At 62.9% G+C, this 21,235-nt stretch carries 19 protein-coding genes; 13 read left to right on the forward strand and 6 right to left on the reverse strand.

Features of this window, described 5'->3' with window-relative positions:
* Nucleotides 1–38: 38 nt before the first annotated feature.
* Nucleotides 39–1,229, forward strand: a complete 1,191-nt coding sequence (locus tag ACFOGH_RS10220; RefSeq protein WP_380072969.1) for an MFS transporter — start codon at nt 39–41, stop codon at nt 1,227–1,229.
* A 7-nt stretch (nt 1,230–1,236) separates the two neighbouring features.
* Here ACFOGH_RS10220 and ACFOGH_RS10225 read toward each other — a convergent pair whose 3' ends face one another.
* Nucleotides 1,237–2,634, reverse strand: coding sequence for a helix-turn-helix domain-containing protein (locus ACFOGH_RS10225; protein WP_380072970.1), 1,398 nt, complete (start codon nt 2,632–2,634; stop codon nt 1,237–1,239).
* Between the two features lie 146 nt (nt 2,635–2,780).
* On the opposite strand from ACFOGH_RS10225, the gene ACFOGH_RS10230 reads away from it, so the two are divergent.
* The 6 genes from ACFOGH_RS10230 to ACFOGH_RS10255 all read left to right on the forward strand — a co-directional run bounded on the left by ACFOGH_RS10230 (nt 2,781) and on the right by ACFOGH_RS10255 (nt 9,177).
* A complete protein-coding gene (locus ACFOGH_RS10230) occupies nt 2,781–3,974 on the forward strand; it encodes an aminotransferase class V-fold PLP-dependent enzyme (RefSeq protein ID WP_380072971.1) in 1,194 nt (397 codons plus the stop codon).
* Nucleotides 3,975–3,988: 14 nt separating this feature from the next.
* Entirely contained in the window at nt 3,989–4,927 is a 939-nt protein-coding gene (locus ACFOGH_RS10235) for an HpcH/HpaI aldolase/citrate lyase family protein (protein ID WP_380072972.1), read from the forward strand.
* Nucleotides 4,928–4,939: 12 nt separating this feature from the next.
* Complete coding sequence (locus ACFOGH_RS10240; protein ID WP_380072973.1) at nt 4,940–6,130, forward strand: malate--CoA ligase subunit beta; 1,191 nt, start codon at nt 4,940–4,942, stop codon at nt 6,128–6,130.
* Nucleotides 6,131–6,140: 10 nt separating this feature from the next.
* Nucleotides 6,141–7,046, forward strand: a complete 906-nt coding sequence (gene sucD / locus ACFOGH_RS10245) for a succinate--CoA ligase subunit alpha (protein WP_380072974.1) — start codon at nt 6,141–6,143, stop codon at nt 7,044–7,046.
* A 122-nt stretch (nt 7,047–7,168) separates the two neighbouring features.
* Nucleotides 7,169–8,209 (forward strand): uroporphyrinogen decarboxylase, encoded by a 1,041-nt coding sequence (hemE, locus tag ACFOGH_RS10250; RefSeq protein WP_380072975.1) that lies wholly within the window; start codon nt 7,169–7,171, stop codon nt 8,207–8,209.
* Complete coding sequence (locus ACFOGH_RS10255) at nt 8,206–9,177, forward strand: NAD(P)H-binding protein (RefSeq protein WP_380072976.1); 972 nt, start codon at nt 8,206–8,208, stop codon at nt 9,175–9,177. Before hemE ends, ACFOGH_RS10255 begins: the two co-directional genes overlap by 4 nt.
* Nucleotides 9,178–9,183: 6 nt before the next feature.
* Here ACFOGH_RS10255 and ACFOGH_RS10260 read toward each other — a convergent pair whose 3' ends face one another.
* Nucleotides 9,184–10,008 carry a cobalamin B12-binding domain-containing protein gene (locus ACFOGH_RS10260; RefSeq protein WP_380072977.1) on the reverse strand — a complete coding sequence of 275 codons (825 nt, stop codon included), beginning with the start codon at nt 10,006–10,008 and terminating at the stop codon, nt 9,184–9,186.
* 267 nt (nt 10,009–10,275) lie between these two features.
* On the opposite strand from ACFOGH_RS10260, the gene ACFOGH_RS10265 reads away from it, so the two are divergent.
* Nucleotides 10,276–11,460: an ATP-binding protein gene (locus ACFOGH_RS10265; protein ID WP_380072978.1), complete on the forward strand. Its 1,185-nt coding sequence runs from the start codon at nt 10,276–10,278 to the stop codon at nt 11,458–11,460.
* Nucleotides 11,461–11,499: 39 nt separating this feature from the next.
* On the opposite strand, the gene repC is transcribed toward ACFOGH_RS10265, so the two are convergent.
* The 3 genes from repC to repA form a co-directional block, all read right to left on the reverse strand.
* Nucleotides 11,500–12,693, reverse strand: coding sequence for a plasmid replication protein RepC (gene repC, locus ACFOGH_RS10270; protein WP_380072979.1), 1,194 nt, complete (start codon nt 12,691–12,693; stop codon nt 11,500–11,502).
* A gap of 168 nt (nt 12,694–12,861) precedes the next feature.
* Nucleotides 12,862–13,806, reverse strand: a complete 945-nt coding sequence (gene repB / locus ACFOGH_RS10275) for a plasmid partitioning protein RepB (protein ID WP_380072980.1) — start codon at nt 13,804–13,806, stop codon at nt 12,862–12,864.
* A complete protein-coding gene (repA, locus tag ACFOGH_RS10280) occupies nt 13,807–14,982 on the reverse strand; it encodes a plasmid partitioning protein RepA (RefSeq protein ID WP_380072981.1) in 1,176 nt (391 codons plus the stop codon).
* Between the two features lie 255 nt (nt 14,983–15,237).
* Between repA and ACFOGH_RS10285 the strand changes: the two genes are divergently transcribed.
* The 3 genes from ACFOGH_RS10285 (at nt 15,238) to ACFOGH_RS10295 (ending at nt 19,104) form a co-directional block, all read left to right on the forward strand.
* A complete protein-coding gene (locus tag ACFOGH_RS10285) occupies nt 15,238–16,197 on the forward strand; it encodes a ParB/RepB/Spo0J family partition protein (RefSeq protein WP_380072982.1) in 960 nt (319 codons plus the stop codon).
* Between the two features lie 100 nt (nt 16,198–16,297).
* Nucleotides 16,298–17,773, forward strand: a complete 1,476-nt coding sequence (locus tag ACFOGH_RS10290) for an alpha/beta fold hydrolase (protein ID WP_380072983.1) — start codon at nt 16,298–16,300, stop codon at nt 17,771–17,773.
* Nucleotides 17,774–17,844: 71 nt separating this feature from the next.
* Nucleotides 17,845–19,104: an MFS transporter gene (locus tag ACFOGH_RS10295; RefSeq protein WP_380072984.1), complete on the forward strand. Its 1,260-nt coding sequence runs from the start codon at nt 17,845–17,847 to the stop codon at nt 19,102–19,104.
* A 21-nt stretch (nt 19,105–19,125) separates the two neighbouring features.
* Here the strand turns inward: ACFOGH_RS10295 and ACFOGH_RS10300 are convergent, their stop codons facing one another.
* A complete protein-coding gene (locus tag ACFOGH_RS10300; RefSeq protein ID WP_380072985.1) occupies nt 19,126–20,511 on the reverse strand; it encodes an amidase in 1,386 nt (461 codons plus the stop codon).
* 16 nt (nt 20,512–20,527) lie between these two features.
* Between ACFOGH_RS10300 and ACFOGH_RS10305 the strand changes: the two genes are divergently transcribed.
* Together ACFOGH_RS10305 and ACFOGH_RS10310 are read left to right on the forward strand one after the other, a co-directional pair.
* Nucleotides 20,528–20,725: a hypothetical protein gene (locus ACFOGH_RS10305; protein WP_380072986.1), complete on the forward strand. Its 198-nt coding sequence runs from the start codon at nt 20,528–20,530 to the stop codon at nt 20,723–20,725.
* Nucleotides 20,726–20,774: 49 nt separating this feature from the next.
* Nucleotides 20,775–21,233 carry a (2Fe-2S)-binding protein gene (locus ACFOGH_RS10310; protein WP_380072987.1) on the forward strand — a complete coding sequence of 153 codons (459 nt, stop codon included), beginning with the start codon at nt 20,775–20,777 and terminating at the stop codon, nt 21,231–21,233.
* Nucleotides 21,234–21,235 lie beyond the last annotated feature (2 nt).

Here is a 21,235-nt window from a genome sequence, read left to right on the forward strand (position 1 = left end):
GCCGTTAGCGATATCGCAACCGTTTCGGAAAGCCTGCCTTGTCCGCCCTTGCCGTGATTTTTCGCCTGCCCGCCCTGCGCCTGATCTTTCTGGCTCTGCTGTTTCTGGGCGCGCATAACGCCTCGGTCTATCCCTATCAGTCACTGATCGCCATTGAGCGGGTGGGCCTCAGCAAGCCCGCCTTCGCGCTAGTGCTGGTGCTGGCCTCATTCACCGCCGTGACATCATCGGTGCTGTTCGGGATTTTGACCGATCAGCGTGGACAGCGCCGGCGTATCGCGCTGATCGCAACACTTGCCAGCGTCGCGGGGCTGTTGATGATGATTGTCTGGCCCAGCCCGATCAGCCTGATCTTGTGCCACGGGATCCTGTTGCCGATTGCCTCCAGCCTTTACGGCCAGTTGTTTGCACTGGCGCGCCTTGCTACCCCGCCCGACCACAACCGCGATGGCGTACAGGCGGCCTTGCGCTCGGCGATGTCGCTCAGCTTTCTGGCGATGTTGGTGTTCTGGACCTTTGGCTTTGCGGCGCAGATGGATGTGATGGCGATCTATCTCAGCGCCGGATTGTCGGCCTTTGGCCTGCTGGTGCTGATCTATTTCAATTGGCCCCGAGAGGGCACAACCGATTGGGCTGATGCGCGGTCTGGCCTGAACTTTCTACAGGCGTTCAAAGAGATTGCCCATCCTGCCATCCTTTTGCGGCTGCTGCTGCTTGGCGCGATCAGTGCCACGGGTATCCTCTATATGGTGCTGGTTTCACTGGTGTTTGAGGACTCGGCCCTGCGCGGGGCGTCGGATGTGGCGCTTTATGTCGGCATGGTCGCGGGGTGGGAAGTGCCGTGCCTGCTGCTGCTGTCCCGCATTGCGGGGCGTATCCGGCGCTCGACCCTACTGGCGGCGGGATCGGCGATTTACACGCTGCATCTGCTGGCGCTGCCGATCTTGACCGACAGCGGTTGGATCTGGGTGATGCCGCTGATCGCAGGCATTGGCGGCACCGCGATCATCAGCCTACCGATCAGCTATTATCAAGATTTGATGCACAACCGCCCCGGCACAGCAGGGGCGATGCTGGCGCTGCAAAAGCTGGTGTCAGATGTGCTGGGCGCGGCGGCTTTTGCGGTTGGCACGGCTTTGGGCGGTTATGAAACAGTGGCCGTGATCGGCTCTGCCATGGCGCTGCTGGGTGCTGGAGGATTGCTGTGGGTTGATCGCCACCGGATCTGAGCCGAGCTTACCCATCGTATCGTGTGGCTCCCCGGCGATGTTCATCCACAGGGCGCGTAAGGATCGCGGCATGATGCGCGCGCTGATCACAATTCGCGCGCGGGCAGATCCGACAGTTGATGCCCACCTCTGTGATCGTGGTATGCGCCATGTTGAAGTATTCGGCGTAACCGATTTCCGGCGTATGCTGCACCGCACAGCCCATCGCCACCGCCAGCCGATTATCTTGCGCATGACGCTGCCATGTGGGGCGATCCACCGTGCGCGAGAAAACGAAGAACTGGCTGCGATCCGGCATCTCGACAAATTGCGACATGATCCGTCCCGGCGTGCGAAAGCTGGTGTGCACATCCAGACGCGGGCAGGCCCCGCCATATTCGGCGAGATGAAAATCCGTGGCGTTGAAGCGTTTCGAGACGTTGCCACCCTTGTCGATGCGCAGAAAGAAGAACGGCACCCCCATCGCACCCTCGCGCTGCAGGGTGGTGGCGCGGTGGCAGGCTTGTTCAAAGCTGACGCCAAAGCGGGTTGCAAGATGGTCGAAATCGTACTTCGTGCGGCGGGCCTCAGCAAGATAGGCGGTGTAGGGCATGAGGACCGCTGCGGCGAAGTAATTGGCAAGCTCTACCCGCAACCGCGCTGTTCCGTGGGCCACCGCGATATTCGCGCGTTGCACCAGACTGTCGATCAACTGCCGCTGCTCAAGCAAACCGACCATATGCACCAATTGAAAGATGCGGTTGGGGTGATCCAGCGCTTCGGACAACAGGATTTCACGCCCTGCTTCGTCATACTGCCGCAGCGCGCCAGGCAGATCCTCGACACGCGCCAATCGAACAGTAACGCCAAGCTTTTGGCGCAGCCGCTGTTTCAGCGCGGCGTAGATGTCGTCGCGCGGAATCGCCGTCGAACCCCAGAAGGATTCGGCAGCGGTTTCCAACGCCGGAAAATGATTTCGATTGCGGCGAAACACGTCATGCACGGCGGCTTCTGGGCTTGGCCCGGCGGTTGCAGTTTCATTTTGTGACAGTGACAGCAGCTGATCACTGGCAGATTGATAGGCGCGATAGAGTGTCAAGAACGCCTGAACCACAGCCGGAGCGTGCACAATCGCCGCGCGGATTTGAGCGATTTCTGGTCGGTTTTCTGTAAACAGCGGATCGCCGGACACCGCACGCAGGTCGGCCAACTGGCTGGTGCTGTCCTCTTCGGCAATGTCGCGCCAATCAACGCCATAGACATCGAACAGCCGCAGAAGAATGGCGACGGATACCGATCTTTCGTTATTTTCCAATAAGTTGACATAAGATGCCGAGATTCCTAAGGCACGCGCCATCGCCGCCTGAGTCTCGGATCTCTCTAGCCGCAAGCGGCGCAAATGTGGGCCGATGAAGGTTTTCTGCATACAAGCGCACACAATGAAGGATATGTCAGATTTACAATATTACAAATTTGTTAGTTTGTAAATTCTCGCATTCACAGCACAACCAGTTTTCGTTTTGCACAACTTTGCGGCGGTGCCATGAAAAGTCAGCAACGACGGGAGGCTACATGCGCACTGGTATCAATCATCTTTTCATCCCCGGCCCAACCAACGTGCCGGAAGTGGTGCGGCAGGCGATGAATGTCGCGATGCAGGATCAGCGGGCGCATGATTTTGGGGCGGGCAATCTTGGCCTGTTCAGCGATCTGAAAAAAGTTTTCAGAACGACCAGTGGCGAAGTTCTGATGTTTTCTGGCTCGGGCACCGGGGCATGGGAAGCCGCGATCACCAACACGCTTTCGCCGGGCGACAAGGTGCTGATGGCGCGGCATGGCCAGTTCTCAACCCTGTGGGTGGATATGGCGCAGCGGTTGGGGTTGGATGTCGAGGTGATCGACCTGCCGTGGGGGGCCGGTGCGCCGATCTGCGAATTTGCGCGCCGTTTGGGCGCCGACAAGCACGGCGCGATCAAGGCGGTGTTCATCACCCATAACGAAACCGCAACTGGCGTCACTTCGTCTGTGGCCGCCCTGCGGCGCGCGCTGGATGAGGCGATGCACGATGCGCTGCTGTTCGTCGATGGCGTGTCGTCAATCGGTTGCCTTGAGTTCCGCATGGAGGATTGGGGCGTCGATCTCGCCGTCACCGGCAGCCAGAAGGGTTTCATGATGCCAGCGGGTCTGGGCATTCTCGGCGTCAGCCAAAAGGCACTGGCCGCCAGCAAAACCGCGACCGGGCGGCGCTGCTATTTTGATTTCGCCGATCAGTTGAAGCACAACGCGGGCGGCTATTTCCCCTACACCCCGCCGACGCAACTGCTGCACGGGCTGCGCAAATCCCTGGATCGCATGATGGAGGAAGGCCTTGAGAACATTCACGCCCGTCATCACCGGCTTGGCGCGGGCGTCCGTGCAGCCGTCGCCGCCTGGGGCTTGCAAACCTGCGCCGAGCATCCCTCGCTGGCCTCTGATACCGTCACCGCCATCCGCACCCCCGAGGGCGTCGATGCCCGCGAAGTGATCCGCATCGGCTATGACCGCTACAACGCCTCTTTCGGATCGGGCCTTGGCCCCTTGGCGGGCAAGGTGTTCCGCATCGGCCATATTGGCGATCTGAACGAAGGTTCGTGCCTGACCGCCATCGCGATTGCCGAACTGGCCTTGGTCGAGGCCGGGGTCAGGCTGACCTATGGCTCGGGCGTCGCGGCAGCACAGACAGTTTATGCCAAGGCGCCACAATCCTTTCATCTTGCAGCAGAATAACCCGGAGATACCCGATGAGCCACACGCTTCACCCGCTTCGCAAACAACGGCTGCAACGCTCGGAACTGGCGGTTCCGGCCTCTAACCCCACGATGATCGACAAGGCAGCCGAAGGCCCGGCCGATTACGTGTTCCTTGATCTGGAAGACGCAATTGCGCCTTCCGAAAAAGAACAGGCACGCAAGAACGCCATTCAGGCGCTGAACGATATCGACTGGGCGGCCAAGGGCAAAACCGTCTCGGTGCGCATCAACGGCCTTGATACCCATTACATGTATCGCGACGTGGTGGATGTGATGGAGCAGGCAGGTGCCCGCGTGCATACCCTGCTGGTGCCAAAAGTCGGCGTCACCGGCGATCTCTACATGGTCGAGGCGATGGTCAACCAGATCGAGCAAGCCAAAGGTTACACCAACCGCGTCGGCCTTGAAGCTTTGATCGAAACCGCGCTCGGCATGGCCAATGTCGAAGCCATTGCGCAATTTGGCGGGCGGCTTGAGGCTTTGCACTTTGGCGTCGCCGATTTCGCGGCCTCGATGCGCGCCCGCACCACCAATATCGGCGGGCTGAACCCGCATTATCCGGGCGACCAATGGCATGCCTCGATCAGCCGCATGGTGGTGGCCTGCCGAGCCTACGGCTTGCGCGCCATCGACGGCCCGTTTGGTGATTTCAGCGATCCCGAAGGCTATAAAGACGGTGCGCGCCGTGCTGCGGCTTTGGGCTGCGAGGGCAAATGGGCGATCCATCCGACGCAAGTCGCCTTGGCAAACGAGGTGTTCAGCCCGCCGGATACCGAAGTCACCCGTGCCCGCCGGATCATTGAGGAGCTGAAGAAGGCCGCCGATATGGGCAAGGGCGCCGCGCAGTTGGATGGCCGGATGATCGACGCGGCCTCTGAGAAAATGGCGATGAACGTGCTGGTTCTCGCCGACGCCATCGCTGCGCGCTGAAAGGGGGATCAGATGGACATTCACGAATATCAGGCCAAGGAAATCCTCGCCCGTTTTGGCGTGCCGGTGCCGCGCGGCGGTCTGGCCTATAGCCCCGAACAGGCGGGCTACCGCGCACGCGAACTCGGCGGCAATGCTTGGGTGGTCAAGGCGCAGATCCATTCCGGTGGGCGCGGCGCTGCGGGCGGCGTCAAGCTGTGCCGTTCGGCGGACGAGGTGCAGGCTTTTGCAGGCACCCTATTCGGCAAGCAGTTGGTGACAAAACAGACCGATGCCAAGGGCAAGGGGGTTTACCGCGTCTGGGTCGAGGCCGCTTCCGACATCGCACAGGAACTGTATCTGGGCTTCGTGCTGGATCGGCAATCCGAACGTATCATGATCGTGGCCTCGGGTCATGGCGGGATGGAGATTGAAGATCTGGCCGAAAGCGATCCGAACAGCTTGCGCCGCATGACGATTGACCCAGCAGTGGGGCTGTCGGAATTCCAAGCGCGGGAGCTGGCGTTCCAGCTTGGGCTGAAGGGCGGACAAGTGGCGCAGATGGTCTCGACCTTACGCGCCTGCTACCGCGCCTATCGCGATCTGGATGCGGTGATGGTGGAAATCAACCCGCTGGTGATCACAGGCTCTGGCGATCTGGTGGCGCTGGACGCAAAGATGTCGTTTGACACCAACGCCTTGTTCCGCCGCCCCGAAATCGCCGAACTGCGGGATCGCAGCCAGGAAGACCCGCGCGAAAGCACGGCGGGCGATCACGGCCTGTCTTATGTCGGGCTTGATGGCGATATCGGCTGCATCATCAACGGCGCAGGCCTTGCGATGGCGACGATGGATATGATCAAGCTGGCGGGCGGCGAGCCTGCCAACTTCCTTGACATCGGCGGCGGGGCCAGCCCCGAGCGTGTAGTGCGCGCCTTTCGCACCGTGCTGGCTGATGGCAACGTCTCGGTGATCCTGGTCAACATCTTCGCAGGCATCAACCGCTGCGATTGGGTGGCGCAGGGGGTTGTGCAGGCATATCAAGAGGTTGGCCTGACCATCCCGGTTGTCGTGCGCCTTGCCGGCACCAATGTGGATGAGGGTCGCGCCATCATCGACGCCTCGGGCCTGCCGCTGATTTCGGCCGACACACTGGCCGAGGCCGCCGCCGCCGCCGTTTCCGCGTGCAACCCTTCCGCCCCCCGCCCCCGCAAAGCCGCATAAGGAGGTCACGATGGCCATTCTCATCACCAAGCAAACCCCCGTCATCGTGCAAGGCATGTCAGGCCGCATCGGCAGCTTTCACGCCGCCGACATGATCAAATACGGCACCAATGTTGTGGGCGGCGTGACGCCCGGTCGCGGTGGCGAAACCCACCTCGGCCTGCCCCTGTTCAACACCGTCCGCGAAGCGGTCGAGGCCACCGGGGCCGAGGCATCGCTGGTTTTCGTGCCGCCCCCCTTCGCCGCCGATGCGATCATGGAGGCCGCCGATGCGGGCATCAAAACCGCCGTTTGCGTCACCGACGGCATCCCCAGCCAAGACATGATGAAGCTGAAACGCTTCCTGCGCCGCTATCCAGCCGAGCGCAAACTGCGGCTGATCGGGCCGAATTGCGCGGGCGTGATCTCACCCGGACAAGGTTTTATGGGCATCATGCCGCCGCATATCTACCTGCCGGGGCGGATTGGCATCATCGGTCGGTCGGGCACGTTGGGCTATGAAGCCGCCAGCCAGTTGAAGACACTTGGGCTTGGGGTGTCCACCTCGGTCGGCATCGGCGGCGATCCGATCAACGGCTCCAGCTTCCGCGATATTCTGGCGCTGTTCGAGGCCGATCCCGAAACCGATGCGGTGATGATGATCGGCGAGATCGGTGGCCCACAAGAGGCCGAAGCCGCGATCTATGCCCGCGATCACATGAAAAAGCCGGTGGTCGCCTATATCGCTGGTCTGTCGGCACCAAAGGGCCGCAAGATGGGTCACGCGGGCGCGATCGTCAGCGCATTCGGCGAAAGCGCACAGGAAAAGGTCGTGCTGCTGGAAGCCGCAGGCATCACCGTCGCGCCCAACCCATCTAGCATGGGCGAAACCATGGCGCGCCTTCTGGCATCACGCGCGATGGGGGCGGTGGCGTAACACGGGCAATTTTGGAGGATAAATCGCTGACAACTGATGGCCGCGTGGATGCGGCCATCCCGCACACCCGCTTGACACGCCGCCGCAGGTAAGGGACGCAAGGGCCAAAGCCCGGAGGCCCCATGACCAACGCATCGCCGAAACTGATCCTGCGCGCCCTTGCGGGCGAAACCCTGCCGACCCCGCCGATCTGGATGATGCGGCAGGCGGGGCGGTATTTGCCGGAATATCGCGCAACGCGGGCGCAGGCGGGGGATTTTCTGTCGCTGTGTTATAATTCGGAACTGGCGGCCGAGGTGACGTTGCAGCCGATCCGCCGCTATGGCTTTGATGCGGCTATCCTTTTCGCCGATATCCTGCTGTTGCCGCAGGCCTTGGGGGCGGATCTGTGGTTTGAAACGGGCGAGGGGCCGCGGCTGTCGACCATCACCACGATGGCGGGGGTTCAGGCGCTGAAGCCGCGCGAGGCGATCCATGACACCCTCGGCCCGATCTACGAAACCGTGCGGATTCTGGCACGGGAATTACCGCGCGAGACCACGCTGATCGGCTTTGCCGGGGCGCCGTGGACGGTGGCGACCTATATGATCGCCGGGCGTGGCAGCAAGGATCAGGGTGCGGCCCATGCGTTGAAAGCGGCGGATCGGGCGACGTTCTCGGCGCTGATTGATGTGATCACCGAGGCGACGATTGATTATCTGTCGGCGCAAGTGCAGGCGGGGGCCGAGGTGGTGAAGCTGTTTGATTCGTGGGCGGGCAGCCTGAAAGGGCAGGATTTTCAAGACTTTGCGGTGAAGCCAGCGGCGCGGATCATCCGCGCTGTGAAGGCGAAACACCCCGGCCTGCCGGTGATCGCCTTCCCGCGTGAGGCTGGGGCGGGCTATGTCGGCTTTGCGCAGGCGACGGAGGCGGATTGCGTGGCGGTGGATAACTCGGTCAGCCCGGAATGGGCGGCGGCGCAGGTGCAGCCGAGCGGTTGCGTGCAGGGGAACCTTTCGCCGACGCATATGGTGACAGGCGGGCAAGAGCTGATCGACGCGACCCGGCGGGTGGTAGAGGCGTTCCGCGGCGGCCCGCATATCTTCAACCTCGGCCACGGCATCACCCCCGACGCCAGCCCCGACAACGTGGCGCGGATGGTGGATGCGGTGCGGGCGGGATGAGCGTGCCGCCCCCTGCCCTGCGGGTGTTTGTGCTGGGGGCGACCGGCACGATTGGCCGCGCGACGGTGGCGGCCCTGCTGGCGCGCGGGCATGAGGTGGTGTGCTTTGTGCGCCCCGGTGCGGCCCCCCTGCCCTACCCGGCCAGCGTTCGGTTTGGCGATGTGACTGACCCCGCTTCGCTGGCACGGGATGGCTTTCGCGGTGAGCCGTTTGATGCCGTGGTGTCTTGCCTTGCCTCGCGCACGGGTGCGCCGCTGGATGCCTGGGCGGTTGACCACCGGGCACATCTGCACGCGCTGGCGGCCGCGCAATCGGCAGGGGTGCGCCAGTTTGTGCTGCTGTCGGCGATCTGCGTGCAACGGCCGAAGCTGGCCTTCCAGCACGCCAAGCTGGCGTTTGAGCAGGCGTTGACCCGATCGGGGCTGATCTATTCGATTGTGCGGCCAACGGCCTATTTCAAATCGCTGTCCGGGCAGGTGAACCGGCTGCGGGCAGGCAAGGCGTTTTTGCTGTTTGGCGATGGCCAACTTACCGCCTGCAAGCCGATCAGTGACGGCGATCTGGCACGGTATCTGGCCGATTGCCTGGATCACCCTGCCCTGCACAACCGGATTCTGCCGATTGGCGGCCCCGGCCCTGCGATCACGCCGCGCCAGCAAGGCGAGGAACTGTTCCGGCTGCTGGATATGCCGCCAAAGTTTCGCCATGTGCCGGTGGCGATGCTGGACGCGATCATCGCGGGGCTTGGCGGGTTGGGGCGGCTGGTGCCACCGCTGCGAGCCAAGGCGGAACTGGCACGGATCGGGCGGTATTATGCCACCGAATCCATGTTGGTGCTGAACCCTGTCACCGGCTGCTATGACGCCGAGGCCACGCCCAGCACAGGCACGGAAACCCTGTTTGACCATTACGCCCGCCTTGTGCGCGGCGAGGTGGTGGATGATCGCGGCGCGCATGCGGTATTTTAAGCGCGGCTAGATCGGCAGCCGATTGGTGGGCAGGTTCAGCAACCGCTCCATATGCGCCAAAGCACTGTCGAAATCTGCCGCCGCCGCATCCGCGCCCGTCACGCCCACCAGTGTCAGGTTGCTGGTGGCGATCTGGCCGCACACCAATATCCGCGCGCCGGGGTTGTGGATGCGCAGCGCCACGATCAGCCGCGTCAGCGCGGGCAGCGAGCGTTTGCCACTGGCCGAAAGCCCGATCAGCATGGGCTGGCGCTGTTCCAGCTTTTCAACCAAAGCGTCATGGTTCAGCCCGACGAAAAGTTCGATATCCCAGCCGCGTTCGCGAGCAAGATCACTGGCGATGGTGATGCCCAGCGTGTGATTCTCGCCGGGAACCGAGGCAAAGGTGGCCGCGCGCAACAGGCTTGGCGTGCCAATCGGGCGCTCGCGTCGCAGGATGCGCAGAATGGCATAGATGCGGCCCGCAGCCACCGTGACGCGGTAAAAGCTGACCTCATCCGTCTCCCACCATTCCCCCAGCCGCTGCGCTGCGACGCTGAGATACAGCAGACACAGCGATTCATAGCTGGAGCCCCGCAGCTGCGCGCGTTCGATAAAGGCAGCGGCCTCGCGCGGGTCATCGGCCAGCAAGGCGTTGCACAACGCGTCGATGTCATCCGCATCGGGCTGCAGATCGGGAACGGTTTCAACCCGCAGATTGTTGGCCACCCGGCTGACAACTTCCGCCGCAAGGGTGGTCAATGTGGCCGGGGGCAGCGCCTTTTGCACCACCTCTATTTCAGAAAAGGCCACTTCAAGCATATGCCTGTCGAACGTCGCAGAGCGTGACATGCTGACCTCCTCCAAAGCCATCAGTGTCAAGGGCCCGCCGAGAGACCAACCGATCTCCGTATGCCGTTGAATGCCTGACTATATGACGATTCTGGATTGTGACAAGACAGGTTTACACTCGCGTGCAGGAATATCGCATTTGGGCCCTGCAACCGCGCCTGACTTGGGCGCAACATCGGCGCAGGTTGCGGTCTGAAAATTCGGGCGTTATCGCGCTTGCGGCAGTTTAACCTTGCAAAACTTCCATGCAATGGCGTAATTGCAAGGATGTACCCCCGCAGCACCCTTCAGACCGTTCTCTCTGCGCTGGCTGAACAAGCCGCGGTGGTGCTGTTGGGCCCACGTCAGGTTGGCAAGACAACTCTTGCGCTGGACATCGCGGCGCAGACAACTTCGGTTTATCTGGACCTTGAACGCGACGCCGATCAGCGCGTTTTGATCGAGCCTGACCTTTATCTGGATGAGCAAACCGGAAAACTGGTGATTCTCGACGAGGTGCAGCAGATGCCCGGCCTGTTCGCCAATCTGCGCGGCCAGATCGACATGCGGCGGCGCAAAGGGTTGCGGACGGGGCAGTTTCTGCTGCTGGGGTCGGCCTCGAACGTCTTGTTGCACCAATCGGCGGAATCGCTGGCCGGGCGGGTGCGCTATGTCGAAATGCCACCGCTGCAACTGGATGAGGTTGGTCGCGATCAGATGACACGGCTTTGGCTGCGTGGTGGCTTTCCTGACAGCTTTCAGGCCGCCAGTGACCGTGCCAGCCTGACCTGGCGCGAGGATTTTCTGCGCACCTATCTGGAGCGTGACATTCCCGCGCTTGGCCCGCGCGTTCCGGCCACCACGCTGCGCCGGTTCTGGACCATGCTGGCCCATGCCCAAGGCGGTTTGCTGAACGCCGCCGCACTGGCCGAGGGCTTGGGGGTTTCGGGGCAAACCATCGGGCGCTATCTGGATTTGCTGGTCGATCTGATGCTGGTGCGACGGCTGGCGCCCTGGCATCAGAATGTCGGCAAGCGGTTGGTGAAATCGCCGAAAGTCTATGTGCGCGACAGCGGGTTATTGCATGCGCTATTGGGGCTGGAGTCGGCTGAAAGTTTGCTGGGCCATCCGGTTGCTGGCGGCAGTTGGGAGGGTTTTTGCCTAGAGACCCTGATCGCCGCCGCCCCGATGGGCAGCGCGCCGTTCTTTTACCGCACTTCTGCCGGGGCCGAATTGGACCTTGTTCTGCGCCTACCCAATGCCGAAACTTGGGCCATCGAGATCAAGCGCACCACCGCGCCGAAAGTGTCGCGCGGCTTTCATCTGGCCACCGCTGACATTCAGGCAGATCGGCGGATTCTGGTCTATGCCGGGGCGCGTGAGGTGCCGCTTGGCGATGGCGCGCGCGCGATGCCGCTGGATGCGACCGTGACACTGCTGAGGCAGCAGCAAGGACTGCCGCATCAAAGTTGACAGCCGTCAACTCTCGCCTGTGGTTGACAGCTGTCAACATCACGCCGCCCGCGCGCTTTCGCTGTTCAGCAAGGCCATGATCATCGGCCCGGCCGAGAATCCGCCCGCTGCCGCCTTGCCCGAAAGTGCGCGCAGATAGCCGCCCGGATTGGAAATGCTGGCGATCCTTTGCATCATCGCGACCACCGCGACTGCCGCCGTTTCTGGCCCCATGAACCTTTGCGCCTCTGCCCAAGCCGAGGCACTGATGCCCATCATGCCGCGCAATTCGGATGCCAGAACCACCAGATCGCGCCATTGCGTCAGGTTGGATCGGGCATAGGGCAGAATATCCGGGCAAGCCTTCAGCACCAACACCAGCGGCACGCTTGGCATCTGCGATATCTCTTTTGGATCAGGCACGGCTGCGACCTGCCCGCCGCCCCTGCCTGTTTCTAGGCAAGGTTCAAGTTCATAAGAGTCTTCGTTTGAATTCGTATGGTGACGCTCAGAATGGGCGGCAGTGCCGTGCGTTTTTTCTGATGTAACATCCAGCATCGCGCGCAATGCCTGCAGTATATCCCCAGCCTCGCCCAGAAGCCGCGCCACAAGGTCGCTGTCCATCTTGCGCCGCAACGCCGCCCGCAGCGGCAGCAGACGCGCCTGAAGGCCTGCCCAATCGCCAGGAAGGCCCGCCTCGATGCCGTAAGCCAGCAGCTTGGCGGCATCACGCATCCGCAGCACCAGCGCTTCACGGGCGCGGTGCAGATGGTCGGTGGCTTGCATCACCTCGGCCGCGGCGGACACGATATCGGTTGCGCGCAACAGCAGCGGGCGCAGATCCAGCCCAAACGCTTGCACCAAGGCCCCCGCGCGATCCCGCGCCGCATAGCGCTTGCCGTTCGGGCTATCCTGCCGCCAGATCAGCCCCGCCTTGACCAAAACCGCCAGATGCCGGCGCAGCGTGCTTTCCGCCATGCCATGCGCGCGGTCTGACAGCGCGGCATTCGAGGGGAACACCACCAGATCGCCCGCTTCCTCCAGCACTTTGGCGGGCAGGAAGGTCAGCAGCGCATAGAGCACCGACAGATCGCGGTCGCTGAGGCCAAAGCGCAGCCGTGCGGTGCGCAGATCGTTGAACAGCGACCATTTGTCGATGCGGGGCAGGGCGGCTTCATCGGGCAATGCGCGGGCGGCCAACAGGCCAGCCGTCACAGCCTGCCGCCCAAAGGGCGTCACGGAAATATGCTTCATCTGGGGTATCACGTGGCAAAACTGCTCCGGCCGCTGAAAACAGCGGTTGACAGCCGAACACAAGAGAGCCTATTTCTTGAAGTGCAAAGACAAGAATGGGCCTCTCGGAATGTCATGTTCCGGGGGGCTTTTTGTTATGCCGTGCCGTGCCTCCTTTCTGGTTCAGGGTTACGCATCAGACTTGCCGTTCTGCCAATCGCGCAGCAGGGCGGGAAGATTATCCAGCAGCCAATCCTCAAACCCGGCGGTTTGCGCCAGACGCAGCTTGAGGGTCATGGTGGTGGCACCCAAGGTGGCCTCGGCCAGTGGCGCACCGCCATCGGCCAGCACCACACGCGGCGGCACATGCGGGGCAGGGCGGGGCAGGGCGCCTGCCTCGGGCTTTGTCGCGTCCAGTTTCGCGGTCAGATGATCCCACACCGCCTGAAACCGCGCGTCCGAAGTGTCGCCCACCGCTGCCGCCACCGCATCGCCGCCCGCCTCGACCAGATCGGCCAGCGCCAGCCAACGGTCGCGGCCCACCGAAGGGGCCGCACCAATCGCCTCGATCAGCGCAGGCGACAACCGCCCCGCCACCGACAGCATCCGCGAAGCGAGGGTCTTGTCCACCGACAGCGCATCGCAGATCACCTTGCGGTCATAGCCTGCGTCCTGCAACTGACGGGCAAAATTCACCTTTTCGATAAACGACAGATCGCGCCGCGCGGTGTTTTCCTGCCCCTGTGCCAGCACCAAGGCGCGGTCATCCAGATCACGCACCAACGCCTTGACCGGCTGCCCCAGCGCGCGCATCGCCAGCACCCGGCGGCGGCCGTAAACGATCTGATAGCGCCCGTCGTGATCAGGATGCGGGCGCACCAGCACCGGCACCTGCTGGCCATATTCGCCGATAGACCGCGCCAACGCGCTGTCGTCCATCGCATCGCTTTCCAGCCGATCCTGCAACCCGCCCGCTTCGATCAGATCGGGGTCCAACTCGATCACCGAGCGCGCTTTGAGATCGGCAATCGAGCGCGAAACTGCCCCAATCGCGCCCTTTTGCGCCCGTGGCGGTGCTGCCGCCGAGGCAGTGGGGGTGGCCAGCAATCCGATCAACACATCCTTGCGTGCCATCTACCGCCCCCATGCCGCTTGAATAAGACCCTCAATCTCACCATTCACTGCGTTCAGGCTTTCCATCGCGCGCTCATAGGTCGCGCGGGTGAAATCGGCCTTTTCCACCTCATACAAAGTCTGCTTGGTCAGGCCTGCATCGGAAATTGCTGTAGATTTCAACACGGTATGGTTCAGCACATGATCGCCGAACAGGCTGCGCATGAAACTGACCATCTGGTTCTGCGGCCCGTCGCCGGGTTCATACCGCGTCACCAGATAGCGCAGCCAGTCATAGCTCATGTTGCCGCCCGCATCCGCCACCACGCCCAGCAAGTTCGAGGTCATCAGCAGAAACTGACACATGCTCATCACATCCAGCATCTGCGGATGCACCGTCACCAGAACGGAAGTGGCCGCAGACAGTGCCGACATGGTCAGAAACCCCAGTTGCGGCGGACAGTCGATCACGACCAGATCGTAATCGGCTTCCACCTGCGCCAAGGCATCGGAAATTCTGGTAAAGAACAGATTACCGCCACGCACGGCCAGCATACGCGGCGTGTCATGTTCAAACTCCATCAGTTCCAGATTGCCGGGAATCAGATGCAGATTAGTGAAGTATGTGGGGCGGATGATGTCACGGATCGGCCGCGGCTCATCATAGCGAATCGCATCATACAGCGTGCCGCCATCGGCCAGATCAAACTCGGGCTGATAGCCGTGCAGTGCCGAAAGGCTGGCTTGCGGGTCAAGGTCAATCGCCAGCACTTTATAGCCGTCTAGAGCCGCTTTTTGCGCCAGATGCGCCGCCGTGGTGGTCTTGCCAGAGCCGCCCTTGAAGTTGATCACCGTGATCACCTGCAAATGGTCCGATCCGCGCCGCCCCGGAATATAGGTGCCGGGCGCTTTCGCACCCACTTCAAGCATCTGCCGTAATGCCATGATATCTTTGGATGAATACATCCGCCGCCCGCCCGCGCCGGTTTGCGGCTGTGGCCCGCGCCCCTCCAGCGACAGCTTGCGCAGATAGGCATCCTTCACGCCCAGCAACCCCGCGACCTCGCCCGAGCTGAACGAGCGCAGTTGCTTTTGCGCATTTGGCGGGAAAAGCTGTGTGCGGTGCGCCATAAGGCGTTCCGATAGCTTAGCCGCATGTTCCCCGACCAAACGGTCGATCCGGTCTTTTCGTTGCATAGTCTACTGCCCAGACTTCGTGTCTAACACCGTTTGTTACGGCATTTTTCGGTTATTTCCGTTTATTCCGTAATTGAATGGCTGAGGAATCCGAGTCGCGCAAGACATTTCTGTATCTTGTGTCTGGGCGGGCACTGACCACAAGTCATTCCCAGCTGGGAAGCGATTTCTGCCGCCGTGCGCCGCCTCAAAGCTTCTGAAACGGCTGTCTGCGCAAGTTATCCACACGCTCCGCCTTATTTCACAGGAAATCTGATGTCACAGACCCCGCCGCCCGACTCTGATCCCGCCGCCGCAACCGCGCCGGCTGGCCCGCAAATCCTGTTCATTCCGCTGGATGCGATCAGCACCAAAAAGCTGCAGCGTGACCGGTCCTGCCACATCGACCCGCAGATTGATGATCTGAAAGCCTCGATTCTGGCGACCGGGCTGTCCAATCCGATTCGGATCGACACCTCGCGCCCCGGCAGTTTCGAGTTGGTGCAGGGCTGGCGCAGGCTGTCGGCCTACCGCGCCCTGCATGCCGAGACTGGGCTGGAGTGCTTTGCCGAAATCCCTGCTATTCCGGTCGAAAATTTCACCTCGATCGACAAGCTTTATCGCCGGATGGTGGATGAAAACATGGTGCGCAAGAATCTGTCCTGGGCCGAGATGGGGCGGATGGCGCTGATCTACAAAGACGAGCGGCGGGCGATGTGCGACAGTGTCGAAGAAGCGGTGGATATTCTGTTCGCCTCGGCCAGCCCGCAAAAGCGCAACTACATCCGCCATTTTGCCGAACTGATGCAGCGGCTGGAAAAGGTGCTGGCCTTTCCCGAGGCCATTCCACGCGCCTTGGGGATCGCGCTGAACCAGGCGCTGCAAAGCGAATCCGGGCGCACTTCGGCGCTGTGCCGCGCGCTGGACACCCAGCGCGACCGTGATGCGGCGACCGAGTTGGACATTCTGCGCCACTTTGCCACCCCGCCCGAGGCTCCCGACCGCTTTGAGGATCAGCCCTTGCAACCGCGCGGGCTTTACACGCCGCCAAAGCCCGGCAAATCGCGCGGCGCCAAGCCCGCGCAGGCTTTGGTGCGGCTGGATCTTTTGGGCGGGGCGGTGATCTGCACGATTGCGCCCGGCCGGATCGAGTTGCAGCTTGACCGCGATTTCTCGGGCGTGCCGCGCGGCCGGTTGGAGTCTGCCATCGTCGGCTTTTGCGCGGCCTTGGCATAGGGCAGGGGGGCGAAAGCTGTTGCATCTGATGGCTAGGCGCGGTGAAGTCGGCGGCGGCGATCCTGCCGAACCACCCTGACAACCCCGAGCCTGTGCTGTGATGCGATTTCGCCCCCTTGTCGGCATTCTGGCGCTGCTGGTCAGCCTTGTGGCGGTGGTCCAGTTGGAAGGTGCGCGCGCGGGTTTGCAGATTTCCGACCATAGCGTCGGCACAACCCCCGTCACCCTGTATCAGCGCGCGCCAGAGGGGCCGATTGTGGTGGTGGCGCATGGCTTTGCAGGGTCGCGCCAGATCATGCAATCCTATTCGCTCGCGCTGGCACAGGCAGGCTACCGGGTGCTGGCGTTTGATTTTGAAGGCCATGGCCGCAATACGCAACCGATGTCGGGCGATGTGACCAGCATCGACGGCACCACAGCGCTGCTGGTGGCCGAAACCCGCCGCATGATCGGCTATGCCCGCAGCCTGCCTGGCGATACCCGCATCGGCCTGCTGGGGCACTCGATGGCCACTGACATCATCATCCGCGCCAGCATTGATGAACAGGCCGCGGGCCAGCCGGTGCAGGCGGTGGTGGCGATTTCGATGTTTTCCGGGGCCGTCACCGCCGATGCGCCGCAGCGGTTGCTGGTGATTTCCGGCGCGTGGGAAAGTTTTCTGCGCAAGGCCGGGCTGGATGCCGCGCGGCTGGTCGATCCTGCGGCGGTTGAGGGGGCCATGGTGCAATCTGGCCCCGTCAGGCGGGCGACGTTTGTGGCCCCCGGCGTCGAGCATGTGGGCGTGCTGTTCAGCCCAAGCGCTGTGCAGGCCGCACAAGACTGGTTCGACATGGCGTTCGATCATGAAAGCCGCACCAAGCGCAGCCCGCGCGGCTGGTGGATTCTGGCGCTGTTGGGCGGCATTGTGCTGGGCTTTTACCCCATCGCCGCCAAACTGCCCGCAGCGGCCCCCGAGCCTGCCATCCCGACGGGGCGGTTTGTGCTGGCGGTGCTGATCCCTGTGGCGATTACGCCGCTGCTGATCGCGCCGTTCTACCGCAACTTCATGCCGGTTCTGGTGGCCGATTACCTGATGCTGCATCTGGCGCTGTTCGGCGCGCTGCAACTGGCGATCCTGTGGCGATGGCCGCGCTGGCCCGGCGCATCGGCAGCGCTGTCAGCGCTGGTTCTGGCAGTCTGGGGAATTGCGGTGTTCGGGCTGGCGCTGGATCGCTACGGCGCAAACTTCTGGCCCACGCCGCAGCGCCTGCCGATCATCGCAGCGCTTTGCTTGGGTTGCGTGCCCTGCATGGTGGCCGACAGCTATCTGACCCAAGCCGGACGTGCTGCGCTGTGGCGCAGGGTGGTGGTGCGGCTGGCACTGTTCGCCGCGCTGATCATCGCGGCGGTGCTGCGCCCCGATGATCTGACCTTCGTTTTGATCGTGCTGCCGGTGTTTGTGCTGTTCTTTCTGGTGCATGGACTGATGGGGCGCTGGGTTGGGCAAAGGGCAGGCGCTTTGGCGGCGGGCTTGGGGCTTGGCCTGTGTCTGGCTTGGGCGCTTGGCGTCAGCTTTCCGTTGTTTGCGCCTGAGTGACTCGCATTTCGCTGGCCTTGGCGCGAAACCGGCCCATATCCCATGCGATCCTGTTGCAAAGGCCGCCCCTCATGCCATCCAAGCGCCGCACAAGCGGCACCAGCCATTACCCCCGCGTCAGCCTTTATGCGCTGCTGCTGGCCGCAGCCGGGATACCGCTGTATATCCACCTGCCGCAATTTGCCGCGACCCATCTGGGCATCAGTCTGGGCACCATTGGCACGATTCTGCTGGTGATCCGGGTGATAGATCTGGCGCAGGACCCGTTGATCGGCTGGGCGATAGATCGCTGGCCGCGCCTGCAGACCAGCTTTGCCATGGCGGCTGTCGCGGGGCTTGCGGTGGGCTTTCCGCTGCTGTTTTCGCTATCCCCCGGCACGCATGTGGTGGCGCAACTGGTGGCCGCGCTGGTGCTGCTGTTTTCAGCCTATAGCCTTGGCAGCATTCTGCTTTACGGCCGCAGCGCCACCTTGGCCGAGCGGCCCGAGCCGCAGGCGCTGCTGACCCTTGCCGCCTGGCGTGAGGGCGGGATGCTGGCGGGCGTGATCCTGGCCGCCTTGGCCCCGGCGGTTCTGGTGGCGCTGGGGGCGGGCGGGCAGGGCTATCCCGCCTTCGGGCTGGTGCTGGGGGGGCTGGCGCTGCTGACGGCGGTGGCCAGCTATGGCATCTGGCAGCGCCCGGTGATCATGGGCGAGTCGTTTTCGCTGGCGGGTCTGGCCGATGCGGGGGCGCTGCGGATTTTGCTGCTGGCCTTGGTCAACAGCCTGCCGGTGGCGATCACCTCGACCCTGTTTCTGTTCTTTGTCGAAGATCGCTTGCAGCTGCCGGGCAGGGCAGGGGGGTTGCTGGCGCTGTTTTTCCTCAGCGCCGGGCTGAGCGTGCCGATCTGGACCAAGGTCAGCCAGCGGCTGGGGGCCAAGACCACGCTGATGATCTCGATGCCGCTGGCGATCGCGGGCTTTGCCGGCGCGGCCTATCTGGCCCCCGGCGATTATCTGGGCTTTGCGATCATCTGCGTGGCGGCAGGGGCGGCGCTTGGGTCTGACACCATCCTGCTGCCTGCGATGTTTTCGGTGGCGCTGACGCGGGCGGGGCTGAAAGCCTCGCTGGCCTTTGGCATCTGGGCCTTTGCGGGCAAGCTGGGGCTGGCGCTGGCGGCGTTTATCGTGATGCCCTTGCTGCAATGGAACGGCTTCGTGCCCGGACAAGCGAACAGCCCGCAGGCGCTTGGCACGCTGAATCTCGCTTATGCCGTGATCCCTTGTGTGCTGAAACTGGCCGCGCTGGCCTTGGTCATCGCCCTGCCGTCCGAGACGGCTGAGCGCCCCTGACGCGCGCCAGCGGGGCCTGCGCTAGACCATCGCCAATCCTGCGGGTTCGGGTGCCAGAACCTCGCCCGCCGCCAGCAGCAGATCCTCGCGAAACTGATCGGCGACAAGTTGCACACCGACGGGCGTAGACCCCACCGGAGCCATCGCCACGCTTAGCCCCGGCAAGCCCATGAAAGGCACGGCGATCATGGTCAACTGCGCCTCGAGCACCGCATCAAACGCGGCGGGCGAGGCGACATCGTGCTGATTGGCAAAGGGCAAGGCACCCGACACCGGGCACAGCACCAGCGGCCAATCGGCCAGAAAGCTGCGCCACAGCCGGGTCAGGCGCGCGCGGGCTTTCAGCGTTGCCATCATGGTCGGCAGATCAATCTCGGGGCAATGCCGGGTCATCTCGGCATAGACGAAATTGGCGTCCGGATCATCTTCGGCGCGCAGTGCCGCGGTGGCATCCTGCCGGAATTCGGCCATCCACAGCCGCAACTGCAAATCGCGCGCCTCGCGCATCGGCGGCGGGGCCACCTCTTCCACCACATAGCCCGCATCGCGCAGCTTGGCGGCGGCGGCGCGCAGGGCGGCGCGGATGGGCGGCGCCACCTCCATGCCATCGGGGGCCTCGACATAGGCCACCTTGCGCGCCACCTCCGCGCCGCGCAACGGCATCGGCTGCCACCACGGATCGCGCAGATCGCGCGCGGCCATCGCCGCCAGCGCCAGCCGCAGATCCGGGATAGAACGCGCAAGCGGCCCCGACACCGCCATCAACTGCCCGCCGATCAGCCGATCTCCGGCGGTGGCGTTGAAGGCAGGCACGCGGCCAAGCGAGGGGCGCAGGCCATGCACGCCGCAGGCATAGGCTGGGTAGCGGATGGACCCGGCAATATCAGTGCCATGCCCGATTGGCCCCATGCCCGACGCCACCGCAGCCCCAGCCCCGCCAGACGACCCGCCCGGCGTCAGCGCCGGATCGCGCGGGTTTGTGGTGGCACCATGCAGGCCGTTGCGGGTGAACCAGCGCAAAGAAAATGCCGGAGTATTGGTGCGCCCGACGATGATCGCCCCGGCCTTGCGCAGATTGGCGACCACCGGGCTGTCAACCTCGGCCACCAAGCCCGCCTGCGTGCGCAAGCCGTTGGTGGTGGCAAGGCCAGCCTGATCGACATTGACCTTGATCGTCACTGCAACGCCACTCAGCGGCCCTGCGGCCTCGCCCCGGGCAAGGGCGTGATCGGCGGCTTCAGCCTCGGCAAGGGCCTGCGCATCCAGCCGCTGCACGATGCTGTTGAGCGCAGGGTTCACCGCCTCGATCCGTTCCAGCACCGACGCCACCGCTTCCGTCACCGAAATCTGCCGCGCCGCAATCAGGGCCGCAATCTCGCTTGCCGTCAGTTTCCAAAGCTCGCTCATGTGATCTTTCCGTAAGGTGCTGCTTGCAAAGGCCAATCAGGCATGGGCAGGATGGCATCCAAAGCCAAGCGCGACAATGCTTCGTTTGCGCAAAGCGCCGCTGATCAAAACATCGAGAAATATGCACAACGATGTGGAACCAGATCTGGTCAAGATCGTTTCTGCAGGAATGGCCGAAATACAGACCAAACATTGGCACTCCATTGGCGGCTGATTTTGGGATGGAATGACAAAAACAAACTCTACCCAGCTGGAGGCTAGGCATGACCACTCTGACCGTGAACGGCAAAGAGGTGACGGTTGATCTTGATCCCGACACACCGCTGCTATGGGTCTTGCGCGATGAATTGCGCCTGACGGGAACGAAATTCGGCTGCGGCGTTGCGCAATGTGGTGCCTGCACGGTGATGCTGGACGGTATGCCGCGCCGGTCGTGCATCACGCCAATCTCAACGGTGGAGGGCAGCGAAGTCACCACGATCGAGGGGATGCAAGGCCCGGAAGTGACCGCCGTGCAGGCCGCTTGGGCCGGAATTGACGTGCCGCAATGTGGCTGGTGTCAGTCGGGGCAAGTGATGTCTGCGACGGCCCTGCTGCAAATGGTGCCGAACCCCACGGATGAGGACATCGACAACGCGATGGCGGGCAATGTCTGCCGCTGCGCTACCTATGTCCGCATCCGTGAAGCGATTCACACCGCTGCCAAAACATTGGAGGGTTAAGC

Origin of the sequence: Cypionkella sinensis (assembly GCF_042646385.1) — a bacterium.
GTDB classification, from domain to species: Bacteria; Pseudomonadota; Alphaproteobacteria; order Rhodobacterales; family Rhodobacteraceae; genus Cypionkella; species Cypionkella sinensis.

Coding starts and splice junctions, on each gene's coding strand:
- ACFOGH_RS10225 (WP_380072970.1), bottom strand. CDS start 2,634: ATGCAGAAAACCTTCATCGGCCCACATTTGCGCCGCTTGCGGCTAGAG.
- ACFOGH_RS10230 (WP_380072971.1), top strand. CDS start 2,781: ATGCGCACTGGTATCAATCATCTTTTCATCCCCGGCCCAACCAACGTG.
- ACFOGH_RS10235 (WP_380072972.1), top strand. CDS start 3,989: ATGAGCCACACGCTTCACCCGCTTCGCAAACAACGGCTGCAACGCTCG.
- ACFOGH_RS10240 (WP_380072973.1), top strand. CDS start 4,940: ATGGACATTCACGAATATCAGGCCAAGGAAATCCTCGCCCGTTTTGGC.
- sucD (WP_380072974.1), top strand. CDS start 6,141: ATGGCCATTCTCATCACCAAGCAAACCCCCGTCATCGTGCAAGGCATG.
- hemE (WP_380072975.1), top strand. CDS start 7,169: ATGACCAACGCATCGCCGAAACTGATCCTGCGCGCCCTTGCGGGCGAA.
- ACFOGH_RS10255 (WP_380072976.1), top strand. CDS start 8,206: ATGAGCGTGCCGCCCCCTGCCCTGCGGGTGTTTGTGCTGGGGGCGACC.
- ACFOGH_RS10260 (WP_380072977.1), bottom strand. CDS start 10,008: ATGTCACGCTCTGCGACGTTCGACAGGCATATGCTTGAAGTGGCCTTT.
- ACFOGH_RS10265 (WP_380072978.1), top strand. CDS start 10,276: ATGTACCCCCGCAGCACCCTTCAGACCGTTCTCTCTGCGCTGGCTGAA.
- repC (WP_380072979.1), bottom strand. CDS start 12,693: ATGAAGCATATTTCCGTGACGCCCTTTGGGCGGCAGGCTGTGACGGCT.
- repB (WP_380072980.1), bottom strand. CDS start 13,806: ATGGCACGCAAGGATGTGTTGATCGGATTGCTGGCCACCCCCACTGCC.
- repA (WP_380072981.1), bottom strand. CDS start 14,982: ATGCAACGAAAAGACCGGATCGACCGTTTGGTCGGGGAACATGCGGCT.
- ACFOGH_RS10285 (WP_380072982.1), top strand. CDS start 15,238: ATGTCACAGACCCCGCCGCCCGACTCTGATCCCGCCGCCGCAACCGCG.
- ACFOGH_RS10290 (WP_380072983.1), top strand. CDS start 16,298: ATGCGATTTCGCCCCCTTGTCGGCATTCTGGCGCTGCTGGTCAGCCTT.
- ACFOGH_RS10295 (WP_380072984.1), top strand. CDS start 17,845: ATGCCATCCAAGCGCCGCACAAGCGGCACCAGCCATTACCCCCGCGTC.
- ACFOGH_RS10300 (WP_380072985.1), bottom strand. CDS start 20,511: ATGAGCGAGCTTTGGAAACTGACGGCAAGCGAGATTGCGGCCCTGATT.
- ACFOGH_RS10310 (WP_380072987.1), top strand. CDS start 20,775: ATGACCACTCTGACCGTGAACGGCAAAGAGGTGACGGTTGATCTTGAT.